Raw genomic sequence first — 24,526 nt, forward strand, 5'->3', positions numbered from 1 at the left:
GGCGCTGCTCAACACGCCCGCACCCCGCCACCACCTCGTCCACCAGATCAGGCGTAAACGCACGCGTTAACACTCCGAGAGCGATGCGATCCGAAAACCGCTCGCCCCCGACCGACTTCACCTGTCCCGGCCTTGGCACACTCAACACAACGAACCGACACCCTCAAAGTCACCGGTATTGCCGCTAGACGGTTCTTACCGGCATCCCATGGACGGTGGGAGCACCTGCGGAGTTTGTGGCACCGGCGTGGCGGTTCGCGGTGCCGGACGGACGGAAGATGACCCCAATGAACAGGGGCGATCCGTCGGGTGCCCGTGCCTGTCTGCGTGTCACGGGGCCAGTGAAAAGTAGTTCTCCTCTTCCTGGGTGAAGTGCAGTCGCAGGACGGTGTGCAGTCCGTAGAGGCAGGAGCGCAGGTCGTCGAGTTGATCGGGTGCCAGGCCACCGCGGGCGTGGGCCAGTCGCAGGTGGGTGGCGACGCGTCGGGCGAGGCGTTCGATCTCGGTGTGGGCGCGGCTCATGGTGGCGGTGGCCTCGGGGCCGCCGAGCGTTGGGGCGAGTGCGGGGTAGAGCTGGTGTTCTTCGGCGTACTCGTGCGGAAGGAGCCGTTCGGTGAGCAGCCGGTGCGTCTCTTCGACGGCCGCCAGGGTCTTGGGGCCGGGGCTGTCACAGAGGCCGTCGGCGGCGTCGCGTACGGCGTCGAGGACATCCTGCAAGTCGTCGTGTTCGGCTGCGAAGCGGTGAACGAGGGCTTCAGCAGCAGGGGTGAGGGTCGGTCGCGTTGCCTGGTCAACGCGCAGGGCGCGCAAGGCGTTGAGGATTACCGCGGCATCGATGCCCTCTTGGAGCAGGGCGCCGGCGGCGGGCGGGAGCAGGCCGGCGGCGGCTGCGGCCATGGCGGCCATCGACATCAGCATGCCGCCCAGCGCGCTCTGTACGGCGATGCGCCGGGCGCGTCCGGCGATGGCGACGGCGTCGGCGAGGCGGTCCACGCGGTCGGTGGTCAAGACGATGTCGGCGGCCTCGGAGGAGGCGGTGGAGCCGCGGGCGCCCATGGCGACCCCGATGTCCGCTGCGGCGAGCGCGGGGGCGTCGTTGACCCCGTCGCCGACCATGACGGTGATGGCCCGGCCGCGTTCGGCGCGGACCGCGGCGACCTTGTCCGCGGGGTCGAGTTCGGCCCGAACGCCGTCGAGGCCGAGGACGGTTGCCACTTCGTGGGCCGGTTCGGCACGGTCGCCCGTGAGCATCATGATCCGCTCGATGCCGGCTGTGCGTAGGTGTCGCAGGGTTCTGGGCACGTCCGGGCGGATGGGATCACGCAGGAGGATGGCGCCGGCCAGGTGCTCGTCGACGGTCAGCCAGGCGACCGCCGCGCCATCGAGCAGCGCGCGATTGTCCACCGCCCGGGCCCAGGCCGAGGGAACATCTGGGGTGTCGATACGGCCGACAGACAGCCGGTGTCCGTCCACAGCGCCCGAGGCACCTCGGCCCGGCTCCTCGGTGACGTCCGACGGCACCGACAGGCCCAGCCCGCGTTCCCGGGCGGCGTCGACGATGGCGTGGGCCAGCACGTGCGGCGAGTACTGGTCGACCGAGGCCGCCAGACGCAGTACCTCCGCGGGTTTCCACCCCGGTGCGGCGGCGATGTCCAGAACGCGCGGACGGCCACCTGTGAGGGTGCCGGTCTTGTCAAGCAGCAGAGTGCGGGCGCGGCCGAGGTTCTCCAGCGCGCCGCCGTCGCGGATCACCACACCGAGACGGGAGGCGCGGGACAGCCCGGAGACGATCGCGACCGGTGCGGCCAGCAGCAGGGGGCATGGGGTGGCGACCACCAGGACTGCGACCGCCCGGACCGCGGAGCCGCTCAGGAGCCAGGCCAGCCCGGCCACCGCGAGGGACAGGGGAAGGAACCAGGCCGCATACCGGTCGGCCAGGCGGACCACGGGGGCGGATTCCGCACCGGCCTGCTGTGCCAGTCTCACGATCTCGGCGTAGGTACTGTCCTGCTCGGTAGCGGTGGCCCGCAATTCGAAGGCACCGCCTGCGTTGACCACCCCGCTGCGCACTGCTTCGTCCGGCGCCCGCTCGATGTGGAGGGGCTCACCGGTGAGGGCCGACTCGTCGAGGACAGCGGCGCTCTCCAGGCGGCCGTCGACCGGAACCACTTCGCCCGGCCCCACCACGAGCAGGTCACCGACGCCTACCTCGGCCAACAGCACCGTGTGCACCTCGGCGTCGGTGAGTCGACGGGCCGTGCGGGGGGCGTGCTCCAGCAAGGCCCGCAGGTCGTGGGAGGCCCGCCGCTGAGCGGCGGATTCGAGGGTGCGCCCGGTGGTGAGCATCAGGGCGATCAGGGCACCCGCCAGGTATTCGCGCACGGCCAGGGCGCCGCCGAGGGCCAGGACGGCGATCAGGTCCACGCCCGCGTGACCGCGGTGCAACGCCGCCAGAACCCACCCCACCGCTGGGACGATCGCAGACACGGTGCCGAGGCCCCAGAACAGGTCAGCCAGGCTGCCGGCGCCGACGACCCAGGCCATACCACCGGCCGCAAGGGCCGCTGCCGCAGTGGTCAGCAGCGCCGGTTCGAGTCCCGCGAACAGGGCCGCTGTCAAGCGGCGAACCGGTCCTGTCCCGGCGGAATGATCCATGGCACACCTCTGCGCTTCCGGACTGGCGACCTGCAGCCCTACGTCCTGCCTCTCGCCCCGGTACCTGTCCATCACACCCCGGCACCAGCACCGCCGACAAAGGCGAACGGCCCCACTGCCAGGGCCGACCGGACAGTCCGCAGTTCGGCGACAAAATGAGCTCGGCTCACTGCCTGTCCAGCGCAACTGGAACGCCCTGGAGCTTGGTCGGGTGAGGACGCTGCGTCCGGAGAACTTACGCCGGGTCTGCGCGCAGTGCCCTGCATCTGGCCGAACAACGACGCGCGTGAAGCCCCAGCTGGTCCACCTCCAATCGTGCCCACCGGCGCAGCGCCGCGCCAGCCGGGCCTCGTCGGGGAAGGCGTGCGGCTTGCAGCCTGGCCAGGCGCTTCTCGCGGCGGTCGAGTTCGGCGGGCAGGTCGGTGTCCTTGCCGTCGACGCCGAACCTGGCGTCCTCGTCGGTATCGGTGGCCTCGGCATCGACGAGCAGGGCGGCGGCCTTCGCCTCCCAGCGGGCGATCTCGGCCTCGATCCGCTTCTCCCTGTGGACGAGACGGCCGTAGCTCATCGCCTTGTGCTGGGAGGCGTTGGCCTCCAGTTTGGTGCCGTCCAGGGCAACGCGGCCCATCTTGACCATGCCCAGCTTCTGCGCGAGGTGCAGTGACTCGGTGAACAGATCGGCGAGCGCGTGAAGGTGGCGGCGGAAGCGGGTGATCGAGCGGAAGTCCGGGGCTTGGTCGGCGGCCAGGAACCGGAACGCGACGTCGTCGACGCATTTGCGCTCGATCGCCCGGGAGGAGCGGATGCCGGTGGTCCAGCCGTGGATCAGCAGTCGCAGCATCAGCCTGGGGTCGTAGGGCGGGTAGCCGCGCTTTTCGGTGTAGTCGGCAAGGACTGGGGAGAGGTCGAGAACCTCGTAGACCAGGTCCGTGACGAACCGGGCGAGGTGGTCCTCGGGCAGCCGGTCGTCCAGCGATGGTGGCAGCAGCAGGACCTGATGAGGGTCGAACGCCCGGAAGGTCTTGTCCACCGCCGCCGGACGGTCCTGTCGCCGTTTCGCCTCGACCGGCTCTACCACGAACAGCCCATCCTCTCCTCACCACACATACCGAGATCATCCCGTGCGAAAGATCACGAGACGGGGACGGGTTGGCCGTTACTGAGACAGGCTCCTTGACTTCCGAGTCAGGAATCTCGACCTGAGTCAGCCGTGCTGGTGCTGGACGAGCGCGGGCGGTGTCCTGCTCATGTACCAACCCTCGACACGAGGTCCGACGAGGTCGGACGGCCAGCCTGCCGTCTCGACGGCGGCATCGTAGACGGCGTCACCGAACGCCACAATGGCCTGGTGCGGGTCCGCTGTCTGCCTGAGCTTGGCCCAGGGCAGACGAACCAGACCAGCGTCGGGATGCCAAGTGGCGCCCTCAACACCCCAGGACCGGCCCTCGAGACCGTCCGGCTGGGGCCAGATGTACGCGTACATGCCGACGTTCGGGTCCTTGGCATCCCCGAAGGAGAATCCCACCGACACGTACGCGTCGAGCTGGGCGTTCTGCATGAACGGCGGCTGGTGGGGCGGCGGCGTGGTGGGCTGCGCCCGGAAACGCGTGGCGGACAGGTCGAAGCCGCCCCACATCACACCGACCCGGGGGCGGTGTCCCAGGAAGGGGGCCTGCCATGCCTCGAGCCCGTCAGCGGCGAGGTTCAACGCTGTCCAGATCAGCCGGGCCGCGTGGCCGTCCCAGGTGCGTTCGACGTGATCGTCCTCGAAGCGCGGCGGGGCATCCGGAATCTCGCAGATCAACGAGCTGCGCGGTCGGTGTATGCCGAGCTCGTCCGCCGCATCGCAGAAGGACGCGTAGAACGTGGCTACTGATCCCTTGGACAATGGCACCGTCCGCGAGCCATTGTCGGCCTCGATGACCACGCCACCGTCGAGCAGGCTGTAGCGCACCGCGAAGGTCACGCCTCGCTGCCGGAGGGTTGGCGTACTGAGCCCCCGGGGGGTGACATCGAGGACGATGTTTCCCCAGCCGACTTCGAAGGGCTCGTCGAGGGTGTACTTGCCTGCGACCTGTACCACTCTGTTCACGTAGTCAACCATGGGCGCCAGGTCCTCATGGACCAGCGTCGGCCACGCATTGAGACGTTCGCTCACAGAGAGCCTCCCAGCGTGTCGATGGGATCAGGGGGAGGGGACGTAAGGTGGTGCGCCCGCCTTCCCATGCAGCGACGGGCGGGCCTCGGACACCGGACTGTGATCCAGTACCCCATTCTCACACGCAGGTCAAGGTCCTGCCCGTTCGGTGGTGCCGGGCGTCCGACGCGCTGGGCCGGCCGCCTGGATGCGGTGGGTGACCGAAAACCCCGCCTTCTTCGCCTGAGGGTCGAACCGCGCCGCTTCTTTGCAGGTCAGCTGCCTATCGGAGGGTAGAACGCGGTTCACAGAGGGGAGAGCGCCGTCGCTTCGAACGGGGTGGAGGTCGACGCCGCGGCCGTCGTCGTCCGGGGGACGTTGAGGGTGCGTCCGGACTTGGAGGTGGTGCAGCGTTCCCGCAGCGGGCAGTCGGTGCAGACGCGCTTGAACTGGGAGGTGCGGGCGCCGTCCGCTGTGACCTGTCCGAGGTTTGCAGTGTGTCCGGCCGGGCAGGTCGCGGTGCCGGCCGCTGGGCCGATGCGGAAGTCGTCGATGGTGAAGCCGCCGGGGACGGCCTGCTGTATCGGCGGCGGTTTGATCACCAGGGTGTGGCCGTCGGCCTCAAGGCGCATCCGCAGGTCGACGCTGTCGTAGGCGGAATCGCCGAGCACGGTTGCAGTAGGTGCGGTGCGGGCGCCACGGGTGAGTGCCCAGCCCTCGACCGGGCACTCGCGTCATGGAGCGGGTGAGGGGCCGGGAGCCGTGTCGGACACCACACGCATGCCCAGCCCGCGCACCCGGTAGATGCACGTGTCATCGCCCCACAGCGACGCGTCCGCCGTCGCGTAGGGCCCCCGCGCGTCCGTGCCGCTCTCCACGATGTCCATGTCCACCCGGATCAGCCGGTTGGCCGGGGTGATCTGGCCGCGGTACGTCCAGGTCGTCTCGCGGCCGGGCAGCACCGGCTCGAACCGGGGGCGTGGAATGCCGTCCGCCGCGCCGCGCTCAAGCAGGTGGCACTGGAGCAGCTGGCACATGGCCTCGACGCCCAACGACCCCGGCTGCACCGGGTCCTGGAAGAAATGGGCCCGGAAGAACCACTCGTCCGGGACCACGTCCTTCTCCGACCGCAGTCGCCCGAGCCTCATGCTGCCCCCGTCCGGCCAGGAACCGGTGATCCGGTCGAGCATCAGCAGCATGGGGCCAGGCAGCCGCGGTTCCCCGGCGCAGTAGCGAGCGGGCCGGGCGGTCAGATCGACCACACGGTCGCAGGGCTCGTCGAGACGGGCCCGGTCCTGGGCCGACGCCATGAGGCCCTGCTGGTGGTCGAAGGCCGACTGCGGGAAGTAGCCGAAGACCGTGGAGAGTTCGAACAGCGGCACGCCATCGGCCGTGCACCTCACCCGGAACGACTCGATGATCATGTCCCCGCTCCGGGAGACACGCGTCAGTTCAGCATGGGTGCGGACCGTACCCGTCGCCGGAGTGACCTCACCGGTGACCGTTCCCGCCCCGTCGAGGTTGCGGAACAGCAGATCCGTGTCGGTGGTCAACGCGCTGCCCACGTACGAGGCCAGCCACCCGCAGGGTTGCAGCGCGATCTCCATCAGGACCGCGAACGGCATCGTACGGCCGCCGCTCTGCTCGAAGTACCAGGCCCGCGCGGGCACGTCGTACTCCGCGACGACACTGCTGCCCTCCTGCATACCGCCCTGCGGACCGTCCACCGAGACGATCCGGCTCATGAAGTGGTAGGGGGGACCGGGCAGCCGCGCGACCTTACGGGTGCTGTCGAAGGGCTCGTACGCGGTACCGAACGCCTCACTCGGTCTGCCCCAGGCACACGCCAGCAACGAGGTGTAGTCGAAGGGGAATCCATCGGCCGCCGTTGCCACCGGCTTCTTCTCCCGGTGCCCGGCCAGTCCGCCGAGCAGGGGGAGCGGCACCGGTGTACCGCTGCCCTGCACGACGGGCGGGCCCGAGCGCCGCCAGTGCGACAGCGGCCAGTCGGGTACGAGCCGCAGCGCCACGTCCCGGCCCAGGAATGCTCTCGCCCCGTCCACCGAGCCCAGCACATCGGCGTACAGCGTCGGCACCGGCCCGGCCGAGACACCGCGCACGAACACCTCGTAGACGAGCCGGCGGCCGGCCGGAGTCGCCTGGCCGCGGCACATCGTCTTGCAGGGGTGACCGCCGACGGGCTCGAAACGCCAGCCGTCCCGGTTCACGGTGAAGCCCATGGCCGCCAGGTAGAACGCCATCGCCTGGAGACCGCCCTGGAGCATCAGGGTGCCCGGCATACAGGGGTCGTTCTTGAAGTGCCCCGCGAAGAACCAGTCGTCCGGCGACAGCGGGGTCTCGGCCCGCAGATAGCCGCGGCCCCACGGCCCTCCGGCCGGGTCGAACGCGGTCACCTCGTGGAGCAGCCGCAGTTTGCCGTCGTCGAGCCGAGGTGAGCGGACGTGGGCCGCCGTCGCCTCCCAGCCGGGGCCGAAGCAGTCAACCGGCCGCCCCTGGACCAGGGCCCGTACCCGGTCCGCGTCGAAGCGGGTCCGTCCGCAACGCACGGCCGGCGGATCGAGCGGCAGGTCGTCGCCGGGCGGCCGTTCGGCGGGATCCCACCGCACACCTCCGCCGCCCGCCAGTTCCTCGGGGGTGAAGAACCCGGCCTGGCCCTCGCTGACGCTGAGCCGGAGTTCGCCGTCCACGTAGCAGTCGTAGTGGAAGAAGGCCAGCCGGACGCCTTCGTGCTCCGCGTGGCCGTCGATGTGGATCTCGTAGCGCAGGGTGTCGCCCGCTTCCGGCGGGCTGCCGTGGTACGTCACCTCGCAGCCCAGCAGCCGGTAGGCGCGCTCCCCCCGGTTGAGGAGGTCCACGCCCAGCCAGCTGAGCAGGAGCAGATCCGCCTGGCCCGCCTCGATCAGCAGCCCGGCCGGCATACGTCCGGTGGAGTCCAGGTACCAGCTGTCGGGCCGGACATCGGTCTCCGTCCAGATCGTCCCGTCGGTGCGCACCGGGCCGGGCGCGGCGAGCGCCGCCGGCACGGCGTCGATACCGGTGACCCGGTCCGTGAACAGCATCGGCGGCTCGGGCATCCGCGTCTGCACCGCGTACGCGTCCTGCTCGGCGAACCGCGGGCCGAACAGCGTGGAGATCTCCCGGGAGGCGAGGTGCTCCAACTGGGCGCGGTCGAACTTCGGCCCCGGCCTCAGGAGTGGTGCGGGTGCCGCTTTTGGCGGGGGAGCGGGCAGGAACGCCGAGCGGGGCGTGGGCCGTACGGGGACCGGCGGCGGCCCGGCGATCGGACGCGGGGCAGGGGGGCCCGGTGGCCGCACGGGAACGGGCACGGTGCTCCGCAGCGCGGTGACGGCGAGAGCGGACATCTGCAGGAACCGCTGATGGGCCTCGGTGTGCCCGGCGGTGATCTCTTGGTGCAGCGCGGCGACCCGCAGGCTCTGCCGGAGGACTGCGGCGCGGGCGCCCGCCGCCCGCGGATCGCGCCCGTCCGAGCCTGTCGGCCGGACGTCCGGCAGGGGGCGCGGCCCCGCGGTACCGGGGCAGGGCACGGCAGCGCCGCCCGGTGCGTCGGACCGGCCGGCCTCCTGGTCCGGTACCGGCGCCAGCTCGGGGGCCCGGGGCAGGGTTACCAGGGCCGGCTCCAGTGGCGGCAGACACGGAGGCGCGAGTACGGGCACGGTGACGGTGGGCCCGGGACGCGGGACCTCCGTGGCGGCTTCCGCGAGCCGGGCGAACAACTCGTCGGCGTGTACCGGCACGCCCGCGACGACGAGTTCGGCCACTGCCAGGCAGGGCTGCCGCAGCCGGGTGTCGCCCGGGGCATCGAGTGCGATGGCCACATGGTCCCGGTCGCCGAGTACCCGCTTGATCCAGCCGGTGCACAGCTTGCGCGGCCCGTGCTCCACGAAGACCCGGACACCGTCGGCCCACGCCTGCTCGACCGTGGCCGCGAAGTCGATCGTGTTCAGTCCCTGCGCGGTGAGCGCCTCGGCGGCCCGCTCGGCCGTCGGCCGGTACGACTGCCCGGTGGCCCCGCTGTAGAACCGCACACCGGGCACGTCGACGGTCGGACGATGGTGGACCGCACGCCATACCTCTCGGATCTCCGCCAACTCCGGTGCGTGGGCGGCCATGTCGTAGTCGAGCTCGATCGCGCGGGCGGCGCCGATCCTGGCCACGACGGCCGCGCACGCGCGGGACTCGCCGCCGATGACGCAGACTCCGGGGGCGTTCAACGCCACCAGATGGACTGCGACCTCGGCGGAGAGCTCGGCACGGACCGCTTCCAGGGGCGCGCTGACCAGATAGCTCGACCAGCGGCAGCCCTCGATGCCCAGACGCTCCCAGTGGCGCCGCACCGCCCGGAGTTCGCCGGTGAGTTCGGTCGTGAACAGACCGCTGTCCCGGGTGGCGTCGTACAGCCCCGCGGCGTCCGGCCAGGCACCCAGCGCCACCAGGGCGGCCGACTCGCCCGAGGAGTACCCGAGAGCGGCCTGCGGCCGGAGCCCGAGCACCTCCTGGGTGAACACCGTGTGGTGGACGGCGAGTTCGGCGGCACCCCAGATCTGGTCGAGCACTCCGCGCTCCGCCCGGGACCGCAGTCGTGCACCGATCGTCCCGTGCCTGGCACGGACGGCCGCGCCGAGCGACGGCAGCGCGAGCATCAGCTCGTGGCCCATACCCGGGTACGCTGCCGAGCCGTTGGTGTACACGAACGCGGTCTGCCCCGTGACCGGCCTGTCCCGGTACAGCGCATCGGCCGGACGGGCTCCGCCCTCGGCCAGCCAGCGGCGCGCGGCCTCCTTGCGGCCCGGCAACGCGTCGTCGTCGGCCACGAGTGCCAGCCGGGCCGGTCCGGCGTCGGACTCCGCACCGGACTCCAGCGCGGCCAGCACCTCCCGGCGGTCGGCCCCGGAAAAGACGTGCAGGCGCGGAGCCGGGCCGCGCAGCCACGGCCGGGCGTCCCCCGCGCGCAGCCGGACACTCGCGGTGGGTCCTTCCAACGGTGTCACCGCGGCCTTCGCGGTGTGCGCGACGGTCGCGGTATCCGCAGGACCGCCCGGACGCGGCACCGCGCGGTGCTGGAGCGAGAGCGCCGCGACCGCGACGGAGACCAGCCCGTACGCGGCGTGAGCACGCCCGAAGGCCGACGCCGGGTCGAACGCCGCGTCAGGGCCGTCCCCGATGACCACGTCGGGTGCGCCGGCGGTGTCCTCGTCGAGCAGGGCGATGACGGTGTCGCCGTCCCTGCGCGCGGTGTCCACGGACTTGAGGACCAGGACGACGGCGGCGTCCCCCGGTTCGTCCTCGCGGCCGAGATCCCGCTGGGCGGTCTGATGCACCGTCTCGCAGGACAGGTCGGTGGCACCCACGAGCGCGGCGTCGACCTCCCCCGACCGGACGGCCCGGGCCCCGAGTTCCAGCGCCACCAGCCCGGACGCCTCCTCCGCCGAGACCGCGAAACCCGGTCCCGCCAGGTCGAGTTGGGTACTGATCCGGTTCGCCACCAGGTTCGGCATGGTGCCCACCACCCCCTCCGCGGTCACGGGCGGCAGGAACGCGTCCCGGGCGAGATCCGCCGACTCGGGTGTGACGGCAAGCCCGGCCTGCTCCAGCCAGTGGGGAACCCTCCAGCGGGCGCCCGCCCGGGCCACCTCGGGGTCCACCCCCATGCCGATGACCACCATGGTCCGCTCCCGGGGCAGGGACACCGACCGGACGGCCTCCCGGGCGGCCTCCAGCACCAGGAGCTGATGGCGCACCGTTCGCTCCAGGGCCAGTGGCGGGAAGCACAGGTCCCTCAATTCCACGGCGATCCCGGGGGCGGGGCCACGTCGCTCACCGCCCAGCACCGCCCGCCGGAAGTCCTCCGTACAGGTCCCGTCGCCGACTCGGGCGCCGAGGGCGACAATCGCCACCGGTGTACGGCCGCCCGGCGATTCCCGCACCCGGGCCGGGGCGGGCACGGCGGCGGCCGGGCGGATCGGCCGCGGTACGGCGGACACCGGGTCGCCGTCCGGCAGGTCCACCACCAGATGGGCGTTGGTCCCGCCGAACCCGAACGCGCTCACCGCCGCCCGGCGAGGCCCGGACCACGGTTCCGGCGCGGTCAGCACCCGCAACGGCGTGCCCTCCAGTGCCTCCAGCGGCCGTTTTGCGCCGAGCGTCGCCGGACGGATCCCCGCACGCAGCGCGCCGAGCACCTTCAGCAGCCCGGCCACGCCCGCCGAGGCCAGCAGGTGCCCGACGTTCGACTTCACCGAACCGATGGGCACGTCGGCACCGGTCCCGAAGACCCGGGCCATGCCGCGCGCCTCCACCGCGTCCCCGACCGGCGTCCCCGTCGCATGGCACTCGACGAGTGACACGGTCTCGGGCGCGACGCCCGCCGCGTCGTACGCCAAACGCATGGCACGGACCTGGCCCTCCTCCGCCGGGCTGATCAGCCCGGCGCCGCGCCCGTCGTTGGACAACCCGACACCGCGGATCACACCGAGCACGGGCAGATGGGCGGTGCGGGCCTCGGACAGCCGCATCAGGGCGACGAACCCGGCGCCCTCGCCGTGCACCAGCCCGTCCGCGTCCCGGTGGAAGGGCCGGCTGCGCCCCGTGCGGCTCGTCGCGGACAGCCCGCAGAAGCCGACGTGCAGATAGAGGGGGTCCGCCCGGCTGACCGCACCGGCCACCATCAGGTCCGCCGTGCCGTCGTGCAGCCGGTCGCACGCCAGCTTGATGGCATACAGCGACGACGCGCAGGCGGCGTCGAGGGACCACGCGCCCGCGCCCAGCCCGAGGGCTCGGGCCGCGAGGTGGGCGGGCAGCCCGGACGAGAAGCGATTCCGGGCGTCGGGCCGCCGCCGGCGCTCTCCCGTCAGCAGGGCGTCACGGAGCGGGGGCCGCTGGGCGGACAGCCAGACGTGCTCGGCAAGAGCCGCCCCTGCGGGCGTGGGATAGGACAGGTTTCCCAGTACCAGCCCCGCGCGCGGCAGAGGGCCCTCGCGGCCCGCCTCCGTGAGCGCCTGCCGGACGCCGTACATGACCCAGTGGAAGAGCGGGTCCAGCGACAGGATCCGCTCCGGGGCGATGCGGAAACCACTGGGGTCGAAGACGGACTCGAACCCCCGTACGTACCCGCCGACATCGGTCCAGGTGCGGTCGAGGTGGTCGTCCACCGAGCCCATGGCCCAGTGGCGCGGCAGCCGCCACCGGCCCTCCGGGATGGCCGACAGGCTGGTGCGGCCCGCGGCGATGTTGTCCCAGAACGTGTCCGGATCGAGTGCGTCGGGCAGCACACAGCCCCGGCCGACGACGGCGATCGGTTCGAATTCCATGCAGGTCTCACTTCACGGCAGGGCGGGGCTGGTTCAAAGGGGCCGGGGCTCAGGAGGGGCGGCGGACGAGTTCCACGCCGAGCAGTTCCAGACGGACGGCTCCATCGGCGTCGATCAGCGCCGCATCGCAGCGCGCCCCCGTGCCGTGAACCTTCCGGGCTCGCAGCACACACCGCACCGTGCTGTCCACCGGGCCGCGCCGGTACACCCTGCACTCCGCGACGGCCATCGGCAGCGTCGCCGCATCGAGTACCTCCTGCGCCCAGAGCAGGGCGAGTTGGAGCGCGCCGTCCATGGCGGCCGGGTCGAGCGGCCAGCGCTCACCGGACCATTCCAAGACGCGCACGCCCGCGACGATCGCCTCGGCTCCGTGCTCCGAAACACCGTGCAGCGAGCGGACGGAGTGGAAGCGGGGGCCATGGAAGAGGATCTCCCCGTCGTACAACTCGGTGCGATCCAGCGGCTTGAGGCCGTCCGGGCTGCCCCACGTGGCCGGATCCGGCTCTTCGGCCCCGGTGTCCAGCACGGCCCGGAAGTGCGCCACCCCGCTTTCCCCGCGCAGTTCCGCCTCCAGCCCTGTCGACGAACCGGCCGCGCGCCGGCTGCCGTGCACGGTGAGCCGGTGGCCTGTGCCGGCCAGTTCGGGCAGGGTGCACTTCTGGTACACCCGCAGGTCGCGCAGGACGAGTGGGCCAGCACCCGGCAGCCAGGCGGTGGCCGCCCCCGCGAACCAGTTCAGGACCATCGCCACGGGAAGTACGGGAACCCCGGTGAGCGCGTGGTCGGCCAGCTGCGGCAGGTTGTCCGCCCGGACCAGCAGCTGCGCCGGACGCGGATTGTTGGTTGGGGACAGGGCCGCCGGATCGTCCCCGGCCACCAGGACGACGCGGGCCTCACCGGCTGTGCCGTCCAGCTCGGCCGTGAAAGCGGCCGCCCCCTGCTCCAGAGAGATCAGCGGAACCCCGGACCGGCCGAAATGCCCGGCCAGAGCGGGCGTGACCATGCCGCCGCGCCACGGCCCCCAGGCTACGCACCGCACCAGGCAGCCGGGGCGGCGTGCCTGCTCCGCCGACGCGACCTGACCCAGGATCTCGTTGGCCATGGCGTAGTCGCTCTGCCCCGCGTTGCCGAACACGGCGGCCACCGAGGAGAACAGGCAGATCACGTCCAGCGGATCGTTCGCCGTCGCGGCCAGCAGTGCGCGCAGACCGTCCACCTTGGTGGACATCACCTGCTCGACCTGCTCGTCGGTCTTGTCGGCGATCCGCTTGTCGGCCAGTACTCCCGCACCGTGCACGATGCCGGTGACCGGCCCCCACGCGTCACGTACGTCGCGCAGTGCGGCGGCGACGGCGTCGCCGTCGCGGACGTCCACCTGGACGTACCGGACGGGGGATCCCGCCGCCTCCAGCGCCGCCAGCGTTGCCCGCACCTCGCGCGCGGCCAGGATCTCCCGGGCCCGCGCCGCGATCCGGGCGGGCGAGGAGTTCTCCGCGGCCTCGGTCGAACGCTCGGCGAGCAGACGGGTGAGCGCCGGTTCGTCGGCGGCCGACGCGAGCCCTGCGGGCTCGGGAGCCGGTGCCGTCCTGCCGAGCAGCACGATCCGCGGACGGTGCGTCCTGGCCAGGTCCAGCAGCGCGGCGGAGGTCACCCCGCGGGCCCCTCCGGTGGCCACGATCACCGACTCCGAGGTGATCCGCCGGGTGCTGCCGGGCATCACCGGCGCGGGTACCGTCCGCAGGGTGGTGCGGGTGCCGTCCGCGCGGAGACCTGCCTCCGGGTCAGGGCCGCCTTCCAGCAGTTCCCGCACGATCGCCTCGGCGACCTCCTCGTCGCTCCGACCGCCCCGCTCGCAGTCGACGGCCTTGACCGAGACACCCGGCCACTCCTTCGCCACGGTCCTGGTCAGACCGGCGACGCCGCCCAGCCACGCGCGGTCGGGTGTGTGGCCGTCGAGCCCGAAGTCGCCTCCGGTGTCCTGCACGGTCACGAACAGTCCGCCCCGTTCGGCGGCCTGTGCCGCCACCACGCGCGCCGCCCGGAACACCGACCGGTGAACCTCCCGCGCATCGTCCGGCGTGCCGCCCCCGGTCAGCCCGCCGAGGTGCACGACTCCGCGCGCGTCCTCGGGCACCTCCGCCACGGCGGTGGCGTCCACGCCGCGCTCCGCCAGCTTCCGCGCGACGAGGGCGGTGATCGCGGCGCCGTCGGCGCCCCCGCCCGCCACCACGAGCGGCCCGTCCAGGAGCCCCGCCGTCGCCAGGCCGGACGCCGGTGACTCCACCGCGCGCGGCACCAGCCTCGTCAGCGCCGTCCTTTGCCCGGACCCGGTGCGCATGGCGGGGATCTCCGGGACGGCGGGGGTCCCGGTCACGGCCGGGGAGTCCGGCACCGGGGCCCCCGCCGGCCGGCCGGCCGCGGTGAGCGCCTCGACGATCTCGCGCAGCGTGCGGAGTTTGCCGAGCTGTCCGATGTCTCCCGTCGCCACGTCGCCCACCCTCCGGCGTACGGCCGACAGGATCTCGACGCGCTTGATCGAGTCGACTCCCAGATCCGCCTCCAACTCCATGTCCACGTTGAGCATCTCCGTCGGGTAGCCGGTGAGCCGGGCCACCACCGAGAGCAGTAGTTCCTCCAGTTCCGGCGCCGACAGAGGCGCGGCATCGGCGGCCGGTGCCGAGGGGTCCACTGGGACGGCGGCCGGGGCCCGTTCCTCGGCGGCGACCGGTGCGGGCGACGGCGCCTCGCCGGGCCCGGCGGGTACGAAGGCGGGCACGGTCCCGGGAACGCCGACCGCTGCCGGGGGCGGTGTCGCGGGTGCCGGGGCCCGCCGGGGTGCCGAAGGACGGGGGAGCGGCAGGGGTGCCGGGGGAGCCGGGGCGTCGGGTACGGCGCCGGCGCCCTGTGCCCCGAGCATCGCGGCCAGGGTGGTCTCGGTCATCCGCAGAAAAGCCATATGGCTTTCGGTCAGCATGCGTTGGCAGGCCGCGTGGGCCTGTGCCGTCTGCCGCTGGACGCTCTCCACCGCGGCGAACCACTCGGGGCCGAGGGCGGCATCGGGCTCGGCCCCGTACGCGGGCTCGGCCCCGTAGGCGGACACGGGGTCGTAGGCGGACACGGGGTCGTGCGGCGGCTCGGCTCCGTACGCGGGCTCCGGTTCCTGGGCGGGTGCCGTCCCGTAGGCCGACGGCTCCGGAGTGTGGGCGGGAGCGGGTGCGTACGCGGACACGGGAACCGCCAGGATGTCGGACGAGGGGGCGGGATGCGGGTGGCCTTCCGGCCTGCGTTCCGGCGCGGGCACGGGCGGCTGTGGTTCGGCGGCTTCGGTGCGGGGCGGGTAGAGCTGACCGTAGTTGGCTCCGCTGATCTTCACGGTCATCCGGGGCTTGCGCTCCTTCACTGAGGTTCCGGGCGAGGCGTACGGCGTCCAGAGGGGATCGAAGTCGAGAGAGATACCGCGTACGGCGAGTTCACCGAGCGCGGTGTGCAGGGTGCTGACCCCGGACCGGTCCGCCCGGTCCAGGGGGACGGCCGCGTGCTCGCGGTCACCCAGGATCTGTCCGACCAGGCCGGTCAGCGCGGTGCCCGCGCCGACCTCGACGAAGGTCCGCACCCCTGCCGCGTACATCGCCTCGATCTGGTCCTGGAAGAGCACAGGTGAGGCCAGGTGGTCGGCGATCCGGCGGCGTACCCCGTCGGGCGACGACGGGTACGGTTCCGCGTCCGCGTTGCCGTACACCTCGATCCGGGGCTTCGTGAGCGGTACCGTGCGCAGGAACGCGGCGAGCGGCTCACCGGCCGGGGCGACCAGCGGGCTGTGGAAAGCGGTCGAAGTGGTCAGCCGGCGCGTGCCGACACCCTCGGCCGCGAACGCCTTCTCGGCGCGCGCGACAGCCTCTCTCGTACCCGAAAGCACCACCTGACGCGGGGAGTTGAGGTTGGCCGGCCAGATGTCGCCGAACTCGTCACCGGCCAGCACCGCCACCACGTGCTCGCGGTCCGCCGCCACGGCCAGCATCGCGCCCGGTACGCCGGCCGCGTCCCGCATCAGCTCACCGCGCCTGCGGGCCAGACCGACCAGCGCATCGGCGTCCAGAGCACCCGCGCAGTGCAGCGCCACCAGCTCACCGAAACTGTGGCCCGCCACGCAGTCCGGTTGCAGCCCCAGACCCCGCAGTACGGCCAGCAAGGCGAGTGCGTGCACCGCGAGCGCGGGCTGCGCCCACTCGGTGGCGGCCAGACGCGCAGCCTGGGCCGCGCGTTCCTCGTCGGCGAAGGCGGGCGGCGGGAACACCACCCGGTGCAGGGGCCGCCCGTCGAACCTGGTGCCGCCCAGCCGGTCCCACACGGCCTGGGCGGCCGGTGACAGCATCGCGAGGCCGGCGCCCATACCGACGTACTGGGATCCCTGCCCGGGAAACAGGAAAGCGAGACGGCCGGGCACGGGATCCCCGAAGGCGTACCGGACACCGTTCGGTGTCGAGAACGCCGTGCCGGGCCGCTGCCGGATCAGCGTGAGCGCCTGCGCGTACTTCTCCCTCAGGTCCTCGGTGTCCGTGGCGACGACGGCCAGCCGCACCGGATCGGTGGGCGAGAACGCGCTGTGGCTCTCCCGGGCGAGCGCGGCCAGCGGACGGTCGCCGTAGGTTTCCGGCGGCACCAGGTCGGACGGCGACGCGCTGCTGAACAGAACGAGTTCGCTCGGTACGGAGCGATGGCGCGGCGGCACCCGGGCCAGGGTGCCCGAGGGCACGTACTCCTCCAGCGTGATGTGGAAGTTGCTGCCCCCGAAGCCGAAGCTCGACACCGACGCCCGGCGCGGATGACCGGCGGACCGCACCCACGGCCGGGCCTCGGTGTTGACGTAGAACGGGCCGTCCGGGGCGGCGGCCGCCGGCATCGGCCGGTCGACCTTGATGGTCGGCGGCAGCACCTTGTGGTGCAGGGCCATGACCGCCTTGAGCAGCCCCGCCGCGCCCGCCGCGCACTTGGTGTGGCCGATCTGCGACTTGACCGAGCCGATCGCGCACCACTGCCCGTCCGTACGTCCCGACGCCTCGAACACCTCGCGCAGCGCCGTCAGTTCGGCTGCGTCCCCGGCCTTCGTGCCGGTCCCGTGGGCCTCGACCAGCTCCACGGTCTGCGGACCGTAGCCCGCCTCCTCGTAGGCGCGTCGCAGAGCCCGTGCCTGACCCTCGGGAAGCGGCGCGTAGATCGCCGTACCCCTGCCGTCGGACGAGGTGCCGATGCCCTGGATCACCGCGTGGATCCGGTCGCCGTCCCGCTCCGCGTCGGACAGCCGCTTCAGTGCGTACATGACGACCGCCTCGCCGAGCATGGTGCCATCCGCCGCATCCGAGAACGGACGGCAGTCACCGGTGCGGGAGAGTGCGGGCGTCTTGGAGAAGCACAGGAACATGCCGATGTCGTTCCCGGTGTCCACACCGCCGCTGATCACCAGGTCGGTCCGCCCGAGCGTCAGCTCACCGACCGCCGTGGACAGTGCCGCCAGGGAGCTGGCACAGGCGGCGTCGGTGGTGTGGTTGGTGCCGTGCAGGTCGAACCGGTTGGCGATCCGGCCCGCGACGACATTGCCGAGCAGGCCGGGGAAGGTCGACTCCTGCCACGGGCTGAAGTGCGCCGAGATGCGGTCGCACACGGCCTGCGCCTCGGCCTCGGCGAGACCGCTCTCCCGCAGTGCCTTCAGCCACACCGGGCGATGGGCGCGCCCGTACATGTGGGGGAGCAGCTCCAGGGAGGCCGCGCCGAGGACCACGCCGACCCGGTCCCGGTCCATGCCCGACAGACCGCCGGCGTCGGTCAGCACTTGGTCGGCGACCATCAGGGCGAGCAGTTGGGAGGTGTCCGTCGCCGACAGGTTGGCGGGCGGCACACCGTACGCCAACGGGTCGAAGTCCACCTCCGGCAGGAAGGCGCCGCGGCGGGCATACGTTTTGTCGGGGGCGGCCGGGTCGGGGTCGTAGTGGTCCGTCACCAGCCAGCGGGAGGCAGGCACTTCAGTGATCAGGTCCCGGCCGCCGGTCAGGATCCGCCAGTAGCCTGCCGCGTCCGTCGCGCCGGGCACCAGGGCGCCGACACCGACCACGGCGATGGGCACCTGCCCACGGGTGCGGGCGGACACGCTGTCTCCTCGGGGCCGGACGGCTGCCGCTGACGCCTCCGGGGCGCCGGGGCCGCTCATGCCAGCCCGCGCGGGGTGTAGGCGAATGCCTCGGACGGCAACGGAACTCCATAGGTGCGCAGTTGATGGGCGCGGGTGAGCACCGCAGCGCCTTCGAGCAGGTTGAGCGCGATCTGCACCACGGACCGGTTCGCCGGTTCGGCCAGGAACGTGCCCGCAACCCAGCGGTTGAACGCGCCCGTCGCCGGCCCGCACCAGATCTGGTAGTCGGTACGTCGGGCCGCCTCGCCGGTGATCGCCCACCGACTGGAACTGCCCAGGTACCAGCGGAAGACCAGCGCCATACGGTGCTTCGGATCGGCCTCCGCACGCGTGATCTCCGAGGGATCGCGCCGCTCCCAGAACGCGCGCGTGTGCTGCCAGACCTCGTCGAACGAGGCGCGCAGCACGTCCCGTTCGATCGCGGCGCGCACCGCGGGTGGGATCTCCTCCAGCGAACCGTGCGCCCGGTAGGCCGCGTGGAGCCTGCCGGCCCGCTGGGCGAACATCGTCCCGCGGGACAGTACTTGCAGCGTGACACCCAGCTCGAACATGTCCGCCGCCGGTGCCATGGTCACATCGGCGACATCCGCCTCGCAGAGCATCTCCTTGGCCTCTTCGGACAGGCCCGCCTCGGTGGCGGTCTGGTTCACCGATCCGACGACCACGTAGGACGCGCCGAGGGCGAAGGCGGCGGCCACCGCGGCCGGCGTGCCCAGCCCGCCGGCCGCGCCGATCCTGACCGGTCGGCGGTAGCCGAATCGTCGGCACAGCGCGTCGCGCAGCAGGGCGATCCTCGGCAGCAGGGCCGACAACGGCCGGTTGTCGGTGTGACCTCCGCTGTCGGCCTCCACGGTGATGTCCTCGGCCACCGGCACCAGGGCCGCCAGGCCGGCCTCCTGCGGGGTCAGCTTCCCCTGGACGACGAGCCGGTCCAGCAGCGCGGCCGGGGCGGGCGAGAGGAACCTCTCGGCCACCTCGGGCCGGGAGACCTTGGCGAGCATCCGCGTGCGCCGGACGATTTCGCCGTCGGCGCCGCGGCGCAGTCCCCGGGCCGAGCACAGCACGACGGCCGGGGTGAGCTCCATGAACGCCGACGCCGAGATCCGGGGCACACCGCAGCGCAGCAGCAGCTCGGCGACGCGGAACTCCAGCGCGGGTTCGGCCGGTGAGTGGATGAGGTTCACGCCCCAGTTCGAACGGGACCGCAGCTCCCCGGCCAGCGCGTGCACGGCCCGCTCCACATCGGCATACGCCAGGCCGCCGGCGCCGAAGAACCCGAGCATCTCCGCCCGGGCCATCGCGGACACCATCCGGGTGGTCGCGATGCCGTTCGCCATCTCGCCCGCCACATAAGGGAAACGGACGCCGTGCGCCTCGCAGAAGGTGCGCCCGCCGAGCCACTCGGGGTACAGCGGCGGCAGCGTCCCGAGCACCGGGCCGTCGGGTACGGGACCGGCCGCGAGCCCCAGTTCACGGCCGCTCGGCCCGCTGACGATGTGTACGGGTTCCCGGATCCGTCGGGCCCGGGCGGCGATCTCCTCGGGGGAGAAGACCGGCGGGGACGCGGCGGGGGCGACGGGAGCGGAGAGGACGGACACGGAGGGGCTCCAGCGGGAGAGGAGGTGTGCGGGTCAGGCGTAGCGGGCGGACGGGAGGGCGGCGGTGGGCGACGGCCCGGCGGGAACCCGGTCCCTCGGGACCAGGCCGGACCACAGGTAGTCGAGGTCCACCCGGTCGGAGGCCGCCGACGACCCGAACAGGGCCCGGACCCGGGTGTCGTCGAAGCGCCGTCGGTGGGTCAGGTAGGCCGTCAGACCCGGGTAGAAGTCCACCAGCGCCTCCAGCGCCGACGGGTCGTCCGGCTCCGTGGCGACCAGGTCGATCGACAACTCGACCAGCCGTTCCAGCAGGGTTGCGATCGTCAGCACGGGCACGTCGCGGTCATGGACGACGTGGTACGTGTCGACTCCGCCCGAGGGCGTCCGGCCGGCCAGCCGCACCATGACCTCGGCCGCGTGCTCCACCTGCATCAGGTTCAGCCGGCCGTGCGGATGACCCACCAACCGGACGCGGGGACGGCCGCCCGGGTCGGTGCCGTGGGGGGCGTCGGGTCCGTCGCCGTCGTGGCCCGGGCTTCCGGGGCCGGCGGTGCGTCGCGCGTCGCGCAGGATCCGCTCGATGACCTGAAGCGGATGCGAGGGCAGTTCCGGGTGCGGCGGCAGGTCCGTGACGAGGATGCTCGGCCGCAGCACCACGACCGGGCGGCGGTGCTCCCGCGACCACGCGTGGATCAACACCTCCGCCTCGTACTTGGAGCGTTCGTAGGCGTTCTCGAAGCCGTACGCGTCGTCCAGCTCGTCCTCGTACGCCACCCCCTCACGCCGGCTCCCGGCGACGAAAGCGGTACTCACGTGGTGGACCACGGGTCTCTCGCGTCCGGCGGCGGCCAACTCCAGTACATGCCGGGTTCCTTCGACGTTGGTCCGGCGCAGCTCGGGAAGGTCTCCCTCCAGGTTGATGCTGCCCGCGCTGTGCCAGACCGTGCCGAGACCGTCGGCCAACTCCTGGAACGCGCGCCTGGACAGCCCCAGCCCGGGTTGCTCCAACTCGGTCTCCACCACCCGCAGCCGGTCGGGGAGTTCGGCGACGAACGGCTCGGGCACGCCGGTCAGTGCGAAGAACCGGGTGATGCGGTGCAGCGCGTCACCCGACCCCGCGTGGACCAGGACCGTCACCGACCGGTGCGTGTCGAGCAGACGGCGCAGCAGGCGCAGTCCGAGGAATCCGGTGGCGCCGGTGAGGGCGACGTGCATGACCTTGGCTCCAAGGGCTCCGAAAGGGACAGGACCACTTACCGCGTGCGAGGGCGGTGAACGCCGGGGCCGTTGCGGCGGCTGGGGAAGCGAGATGTATCCGGCCGTCCCACGGCGTGGCATGACACCGGCGGTCGCGCCGTGCGCGGCCTGAACTCGTCCGGCCGACCCGGTGCAACGGGCATCCGCCGGCCCTCCGGTTCCTCCGGCCCCGCCGGAGGCCGCTCAGGCCCTCTCCCGGGCTTGATGACCACTGGCGCACGGCACACAGTGTCAGACGGCGGACGGTGATGGAGCACCCGATCCCACCGGCTCACCCGAATGAAGTACCCACGCCACGGTCCGTGTGTGTCCCGGACGGCTCGTCGGAGCTCCCGCCGCGAGCCGGGGCGCCCGGCCGTACGGACGCAACGGGAGCAGTCGGGACCGAGCGGGCCGCCCGGAGGGCCATCCCCCTTTCGGGTGATCTCGCGGGCGGTGGCCGGCAGGCGGTCCCGGGCGGCTCCGCGTTCCCGTCGGCGGGCGGTGACGGGCGTCGAGCCCGGTGGGGCAGGAGGGGAGCGCTTACTTCGGGGGCTGCAGGCGAGTACGGCTGTTCACCGCGGCCGGATATAAACCGTACTTATTCAGGCCGAGGTGACGCGTTCGGCGTCGCTGCGGACGCGCACTGGTCGGCGGCCCTTCCGATCGGTGGTCCGTCCCGGTCGGTCGGGGTGGCCGAGCGCCCGGCCTCGCCCCGCCTGCCTGTCTCTTGGCACGAACTGGAGTTCCCCGATGCCCGTGTCCGATCCGTCAGCCCGGTCCGTTCCCTTCCCCAGCCACCCCGCCCACTCGGTCGACCGAGCGTTCCTCAGCATGGAGCGCCGCCACCCCGACGTCCGCTGGGACGCCGGCGGTGTCGCGTACCTGAGCGGTCCGCCCCCGAGCCTGGCGGACTTCCGCGCGTACGTGGGCTCACGCCTGGGCCGGCTGCCGCTGCTCATGAGCCGGGTCGAGGGCGGCTCACGGCGCCCCCGGTGGCGGCCGGACGCGGACTTCACCGTCGACCGGCACGTCCACGAGGTGGTCGCAAAGGGCCCCGCAGGGTGGGACGCCGCCCTGCACACCGCGCTCGACGCGCCGTTCGCGCCCGCCGCCTACTGGGGGATCTGGCTGGTCCACGGCCATGTGCCTGACGAGTACGCCGTGTGCTACCGCTTCCACCACGCCTGCCAGGACGGTTCGGCCGCCGCGATGACCTTCCGGGCCATGCTGGGCGAGGGGGAGCCCTCGGCCCGCCCGGTGCCGAGGAAGGGCCGCCTGGCCGGTCTGCCCCGACGGGTGGGCACGGCAGTCGGGCTGACCACGATGTTCCTGGCCGGCTCCCTCGCCGTTCGCGGCCACCGTCCGGCCGTCCCCTTCGTCCCCACGGGAGAGCGGCGGCTGTGGCGGGGCCGCGTACCGGCGGACGCCCTCCGCCGGATCGCTGCGGCACATGGCGGATCGGCCCACGACGTCCATCTGGCCGCGTTCGCCGGGGCGTTGTCGGCCTGGTCGGACCGGTCCGGCGTACCGCTTCCTCGGGTGACGGCGCTGCTGCCCGTTGACGCACGCCGCCCGGACGAGGAACAGACCTGGGGCAACCGCTGCTTCGCCCTGCCGCTGGAGCTGCCCGTGCGGACCGCCCCGGAACGCGGGACCGGATCCCGGGACGGCGACTCGCCCCTGCGGCGACTGGAGCACGTCATGGCCACGACCCGGAGACTGCGGGGCGAGGCGTGGCGGCAGGCCATTCAGGACCTGGTCCACTACATGCCGGACCGCCCGACCGAGTGGTACCTGCGAAGGATGCTCTCCCCGCGCGTCACCGACGTCATGGCCACGTCCATGCCGGTCGCCGACAAGGGAAGTCTGGGGGACAGCCGGGTGACGGGCGTCGCCCTGCTCCCCCTGCTCGTGCCCGGGCACCTCTTCGGAGTGGGCCTGTCGTTCTTCGGCAACTGGGCCGAGTCGTCCTTCGTGGCTGACCGAGCTCTTCCGCTCGGGGAGCTGCTTCCGGAACTGTGGGAGCAGGCCGTGGGTGAACTGGAGGGAACCTCTGCGCCGGTGTGAACGCGCAGGCGCCGGGGGCCGTACCGATCGCTCGGGTGCGGCCCCGGGCCAAGCAGCCTGTGTCAGAGCACCGCTTCGAGTTCTGCCAGGGCCGTCAGCCACAGCCCCGGGAGGTCCGCGCCGCGGGCGAAGGCCGTGTCGTGGACGACGGAGAGCGTGCACTCGGCCCGGTACCTGAGCAGCGTCAGATGGCAGAGCTGACCGGGCAGGGGAGCGCCCAGCCCGAGCGCGCCGTCCAACCGTGCCTCACCGAGGACCGGCTGTGGCACGGCCGCGGGGAAGTAGGTGCCGGTGAGGGAGGCGTGGCGCGGACGCATGAGCAGCCGCAGCGTGCCGAGGCTCACCGGACGCGGCGCGCGCCGCATGAGAGCGCGGGAGGTGTGCATCCTGCGCTCGACGCGCCCGGGCTCCAATTGACGTGAGAACGAGGCGAGACGGCGCAGAGGAAGGGGCTCCTCACAGGGCAGCCGGAGACGCACCATGGTGAGGAAGTTGCCCACCGCGCCCCGTTCGCCACCGGTCCGGACCGACAGGGGCCAGAGGAGTGTGAGAGGAGCCGGACGTTCTTCCTCGGCCAGGGCGACAGCCCGCATCGCCCCGGTCAGCGCGGTCAGGAAGACCGCGCTGACGTCGGTACCGAGGGCCCGGGAGACAGCGAGCAGCCGCCGGGTCTGCACCGTCCCGACGGCCGTGGCGAGCCTTCCCGTCGGCGGCCGACGCAACACGGACCAGGTGCCGCTGCCCCGCAGGCTCCGGGCGACGTCGCTCATGATGCCCAGCACGGCACGGGAGGAGACCCGCCCCCCGCTGTCGGCGGGCGGAGGCGTGTCCTGGACGCCGGGCGGCCTTTGCGGTGCGACGCGCGGGGTGAACAGCGTCCGCAGTACGTAGTGGTGCCCCGCGCCGTCTTCCAGAGCGTGGTGGATGCGGAACACCAGCACGTACTCGGGCAGGCCGGTGGTACCGGTGTACCCGTGAATCAGCCAGAGGTCCCAGGGCGGGCGGGGTGCGGCCGGCAGCGGCCGCATCAGCACTTCCTGGAGACAGTTCTGCCACTGCTCCCGGGGATCCGTCATGAGCAGATCGTGTACATGCTGACGCAGGTCGAGGTCCGGGATGGGCACGAAGCAGGGACGAGGCCCCAGCCCCTCCTCGACACGGTGGGTCAGCGTCGGAAGGTCCGCGAGCCTGGCCCGTACGTGCCGACGCAGGGCGTCCGGTGCGGGCGGCTCCCCACGGAAGCGCACCGCCCACCCCACGGCCAACTGGTGCGTGCCGGACATCCGGTGGAACACCT

General features: G+C 72.6%; 9 protein-coding genes and 1 pseudogene. 1 reads left to right on the forward strand and 9 read right to left on the reverse strand.

Annotated elements, in window-relative coordinates; genetic code table 11:
• Positions 1-330: 330 nt before the first annotated feature.
• From ACFVV1_RS36650 to ACFVV1_RS36685, 8 genes and pseudogenes are all read right to left on the reverse strand, one after another.
• Complete coding sequence (locus tag ACFVV1_RS36650; protein WP_389998742.1) at positions 331-2,655, reverse strand: heavy metal translocating P-type ATPase; 2,325 nt, start codon at positions 2,653-2,655, stop codon at positions 331-333.
• A 313-nt stretch (positions 2,656-2,968) separates the two neighbouring features.
• Positions 2,969-3,739, reverse strand: a pseudogene (locus ACFVV1_RS36655) (transposase); the annotation flags it as partial.
• A 120-nt stretch (positions 3,740-3,859) separates the two neighbouring features.
• A complete protein-coding gene (locus ACFVV1_RS36660) occupies positions 3,860-4,813 on the reverse strand; it encodes a DUF5996 family protein (RefSeq protein ID WP_389998744.1) in 954 nt (317 codons plus the stop codon).
• A 284-nt stretch (positions 4,814-5,097) separates the two neighbouring features.
• Entirely contained in the window at positions 5,098-5,463 is a 366-nt protein-coding gene (locus tag ACFVV1_RS36665; RefSeq protein WP_389998746.1) for a transposase, read from the reverse strand.
• Between the two features lie 63 nt (positions 5,464-5,526).
• Positions 5,527-12,141, reverse strand: coding sequence for a beta-ketoacyl synthase N-terminal-like domain-containing protein (locus tag ACFVV1_RS36670; RefSeq protein ID WP_389998749.1), 6,615 nt, complete (start codon positions 12,139-12,141; stop codon positions 5,527-5,529).
• 49 nt (positions 12,142-12,190) lie between these two features.
• Positions 12,191-18,343 carry an SDR family oxidoreductase gene (locus tag ACFVV1_RS36675; protein ID WP_389998752.1) on the reverse strand — a complete coding sequence of 2,051 codons (6,153 nt, stop codon included), beginning with the start codon at positions 18,341-18,343 and terminating at the stop codon, positions 12,191-12,193.
• On the reverse strand, positions 18,340-19,923 hold the full coding sequence (locus ACFVV1_RS36680; protein WP_389998755.1) for a PfaD family polyunsaturated fatty acid/polyketide biosynthesis protein: 1,584 nt from the start codon (positions 19,921-19,923) through the stop codon (positions 18,340-18,342). Before ACFVV1_RS36680 ends, ACFVV1_RS36675 begins: the two co-directional genes overlap by 4 nt.
• A 33-nt stretch (positions 19,924-19,956) precedes the next feature.
• Positions 19,957-21,138, reverse strand: a complete 1,182-nt coding sequence (locus tag ACFVV1_RS36685; RefSeq protein ID WP_389998758.1) for an SDR family oxidoreductase — start codon at positions 21,136-21,138, stop codon at positions 19,957-19,959.
• 774 nt (positions 21,139-21,912) lie between these two features.
• On the opposite strand from ACFVV1_RS36685, the gene ACFVV1_RS36690 reads away from it, so the two are divergent.
• Positions 21,913-23,229, forward strand: coding sequence for a wax ester/triacylglycerol synthase domain-containing protein (locus ACFVV1_RS36690; RefSeq protein WP_389998760.1), 1,317 nt, complete (start codon positions 21,913-21,915; stop codon positions 23,227-23,229).
• A 62-nt stretch (positions 23,230-23,291) separates the two neighbouring features.
• Here ACFVV1_RS36690 and ACFVV1_RS36695 read toward each other — a convergent pair whose 3' ends face one another.
• Complete coding sequence (locus tag ACFVV1_RS36695) at positions 23,292-24,512, reverse strand: wax ester/triacylglycerol synthase domain-containing protein (RefSeq protein ID WP_389998762.1); 1,221 nt, start codon at positions 24,510-24,512, stop codon at positions 23,292-23,294.
• Positions 24,513-24,526: the final 14 nt, after the last annotated feature.

The sequence above is a fragment of the Streptomyces sp. NPDC058092 genome (assembly GCF_042884935.1).
Classification (GTDB): Bacteria; Actinomycetota; Actinomycetes; order Streptomycetales; family Streptomycetaceae; genus Streptomyces.

Coding starts and splice junctions, on each gene's coding strand:
- ACFVV1_RS36650 (WP_389998742.1), bottom strand. CDS start 2,655: ATGGATCATTCCGCCGGGACAGGACCGGTTCGCCGCTTGACAGCGGCC.
- ACFVV1_RS36670 (WP_389998749.1), bottom strand. CDS start 12,141: ATGGAATTCGAACCGATCGCCGTCGTCGGCCGGGGCTGTGTGCTGCCC.
- ACFVV1_RS36675 (WP_389998752.1), bottom strand. CDS start 18,343: ATGAGCGGCCCCGGCGCCCCGGAGGCGTCAGCGGCAGCCGTCCGGCCC.
- ACFVV1_RS36685 (WP_389998758.1), bottom strand. CDS start 21,138: ATGCACGTCGCCCTCACCGGCGCCACCGGATTCCTCGGACTGCGCCTG.
- ACFVV1_RS36690 (WP_389998760.1), top strand. CDS start 21,913: ATGCCCGTGTCCGATCCGTCAGCCCGGTCCGTTCCCTTCCCCAGCCAC.
- ACFVV1_RS36695 (WP_389998762.1), bottom strand. CDS start 24,512: ATGTCCGGCACGCACCAGTTGGCCGTGGGGTGGGCGGTGCGCTTCCGT.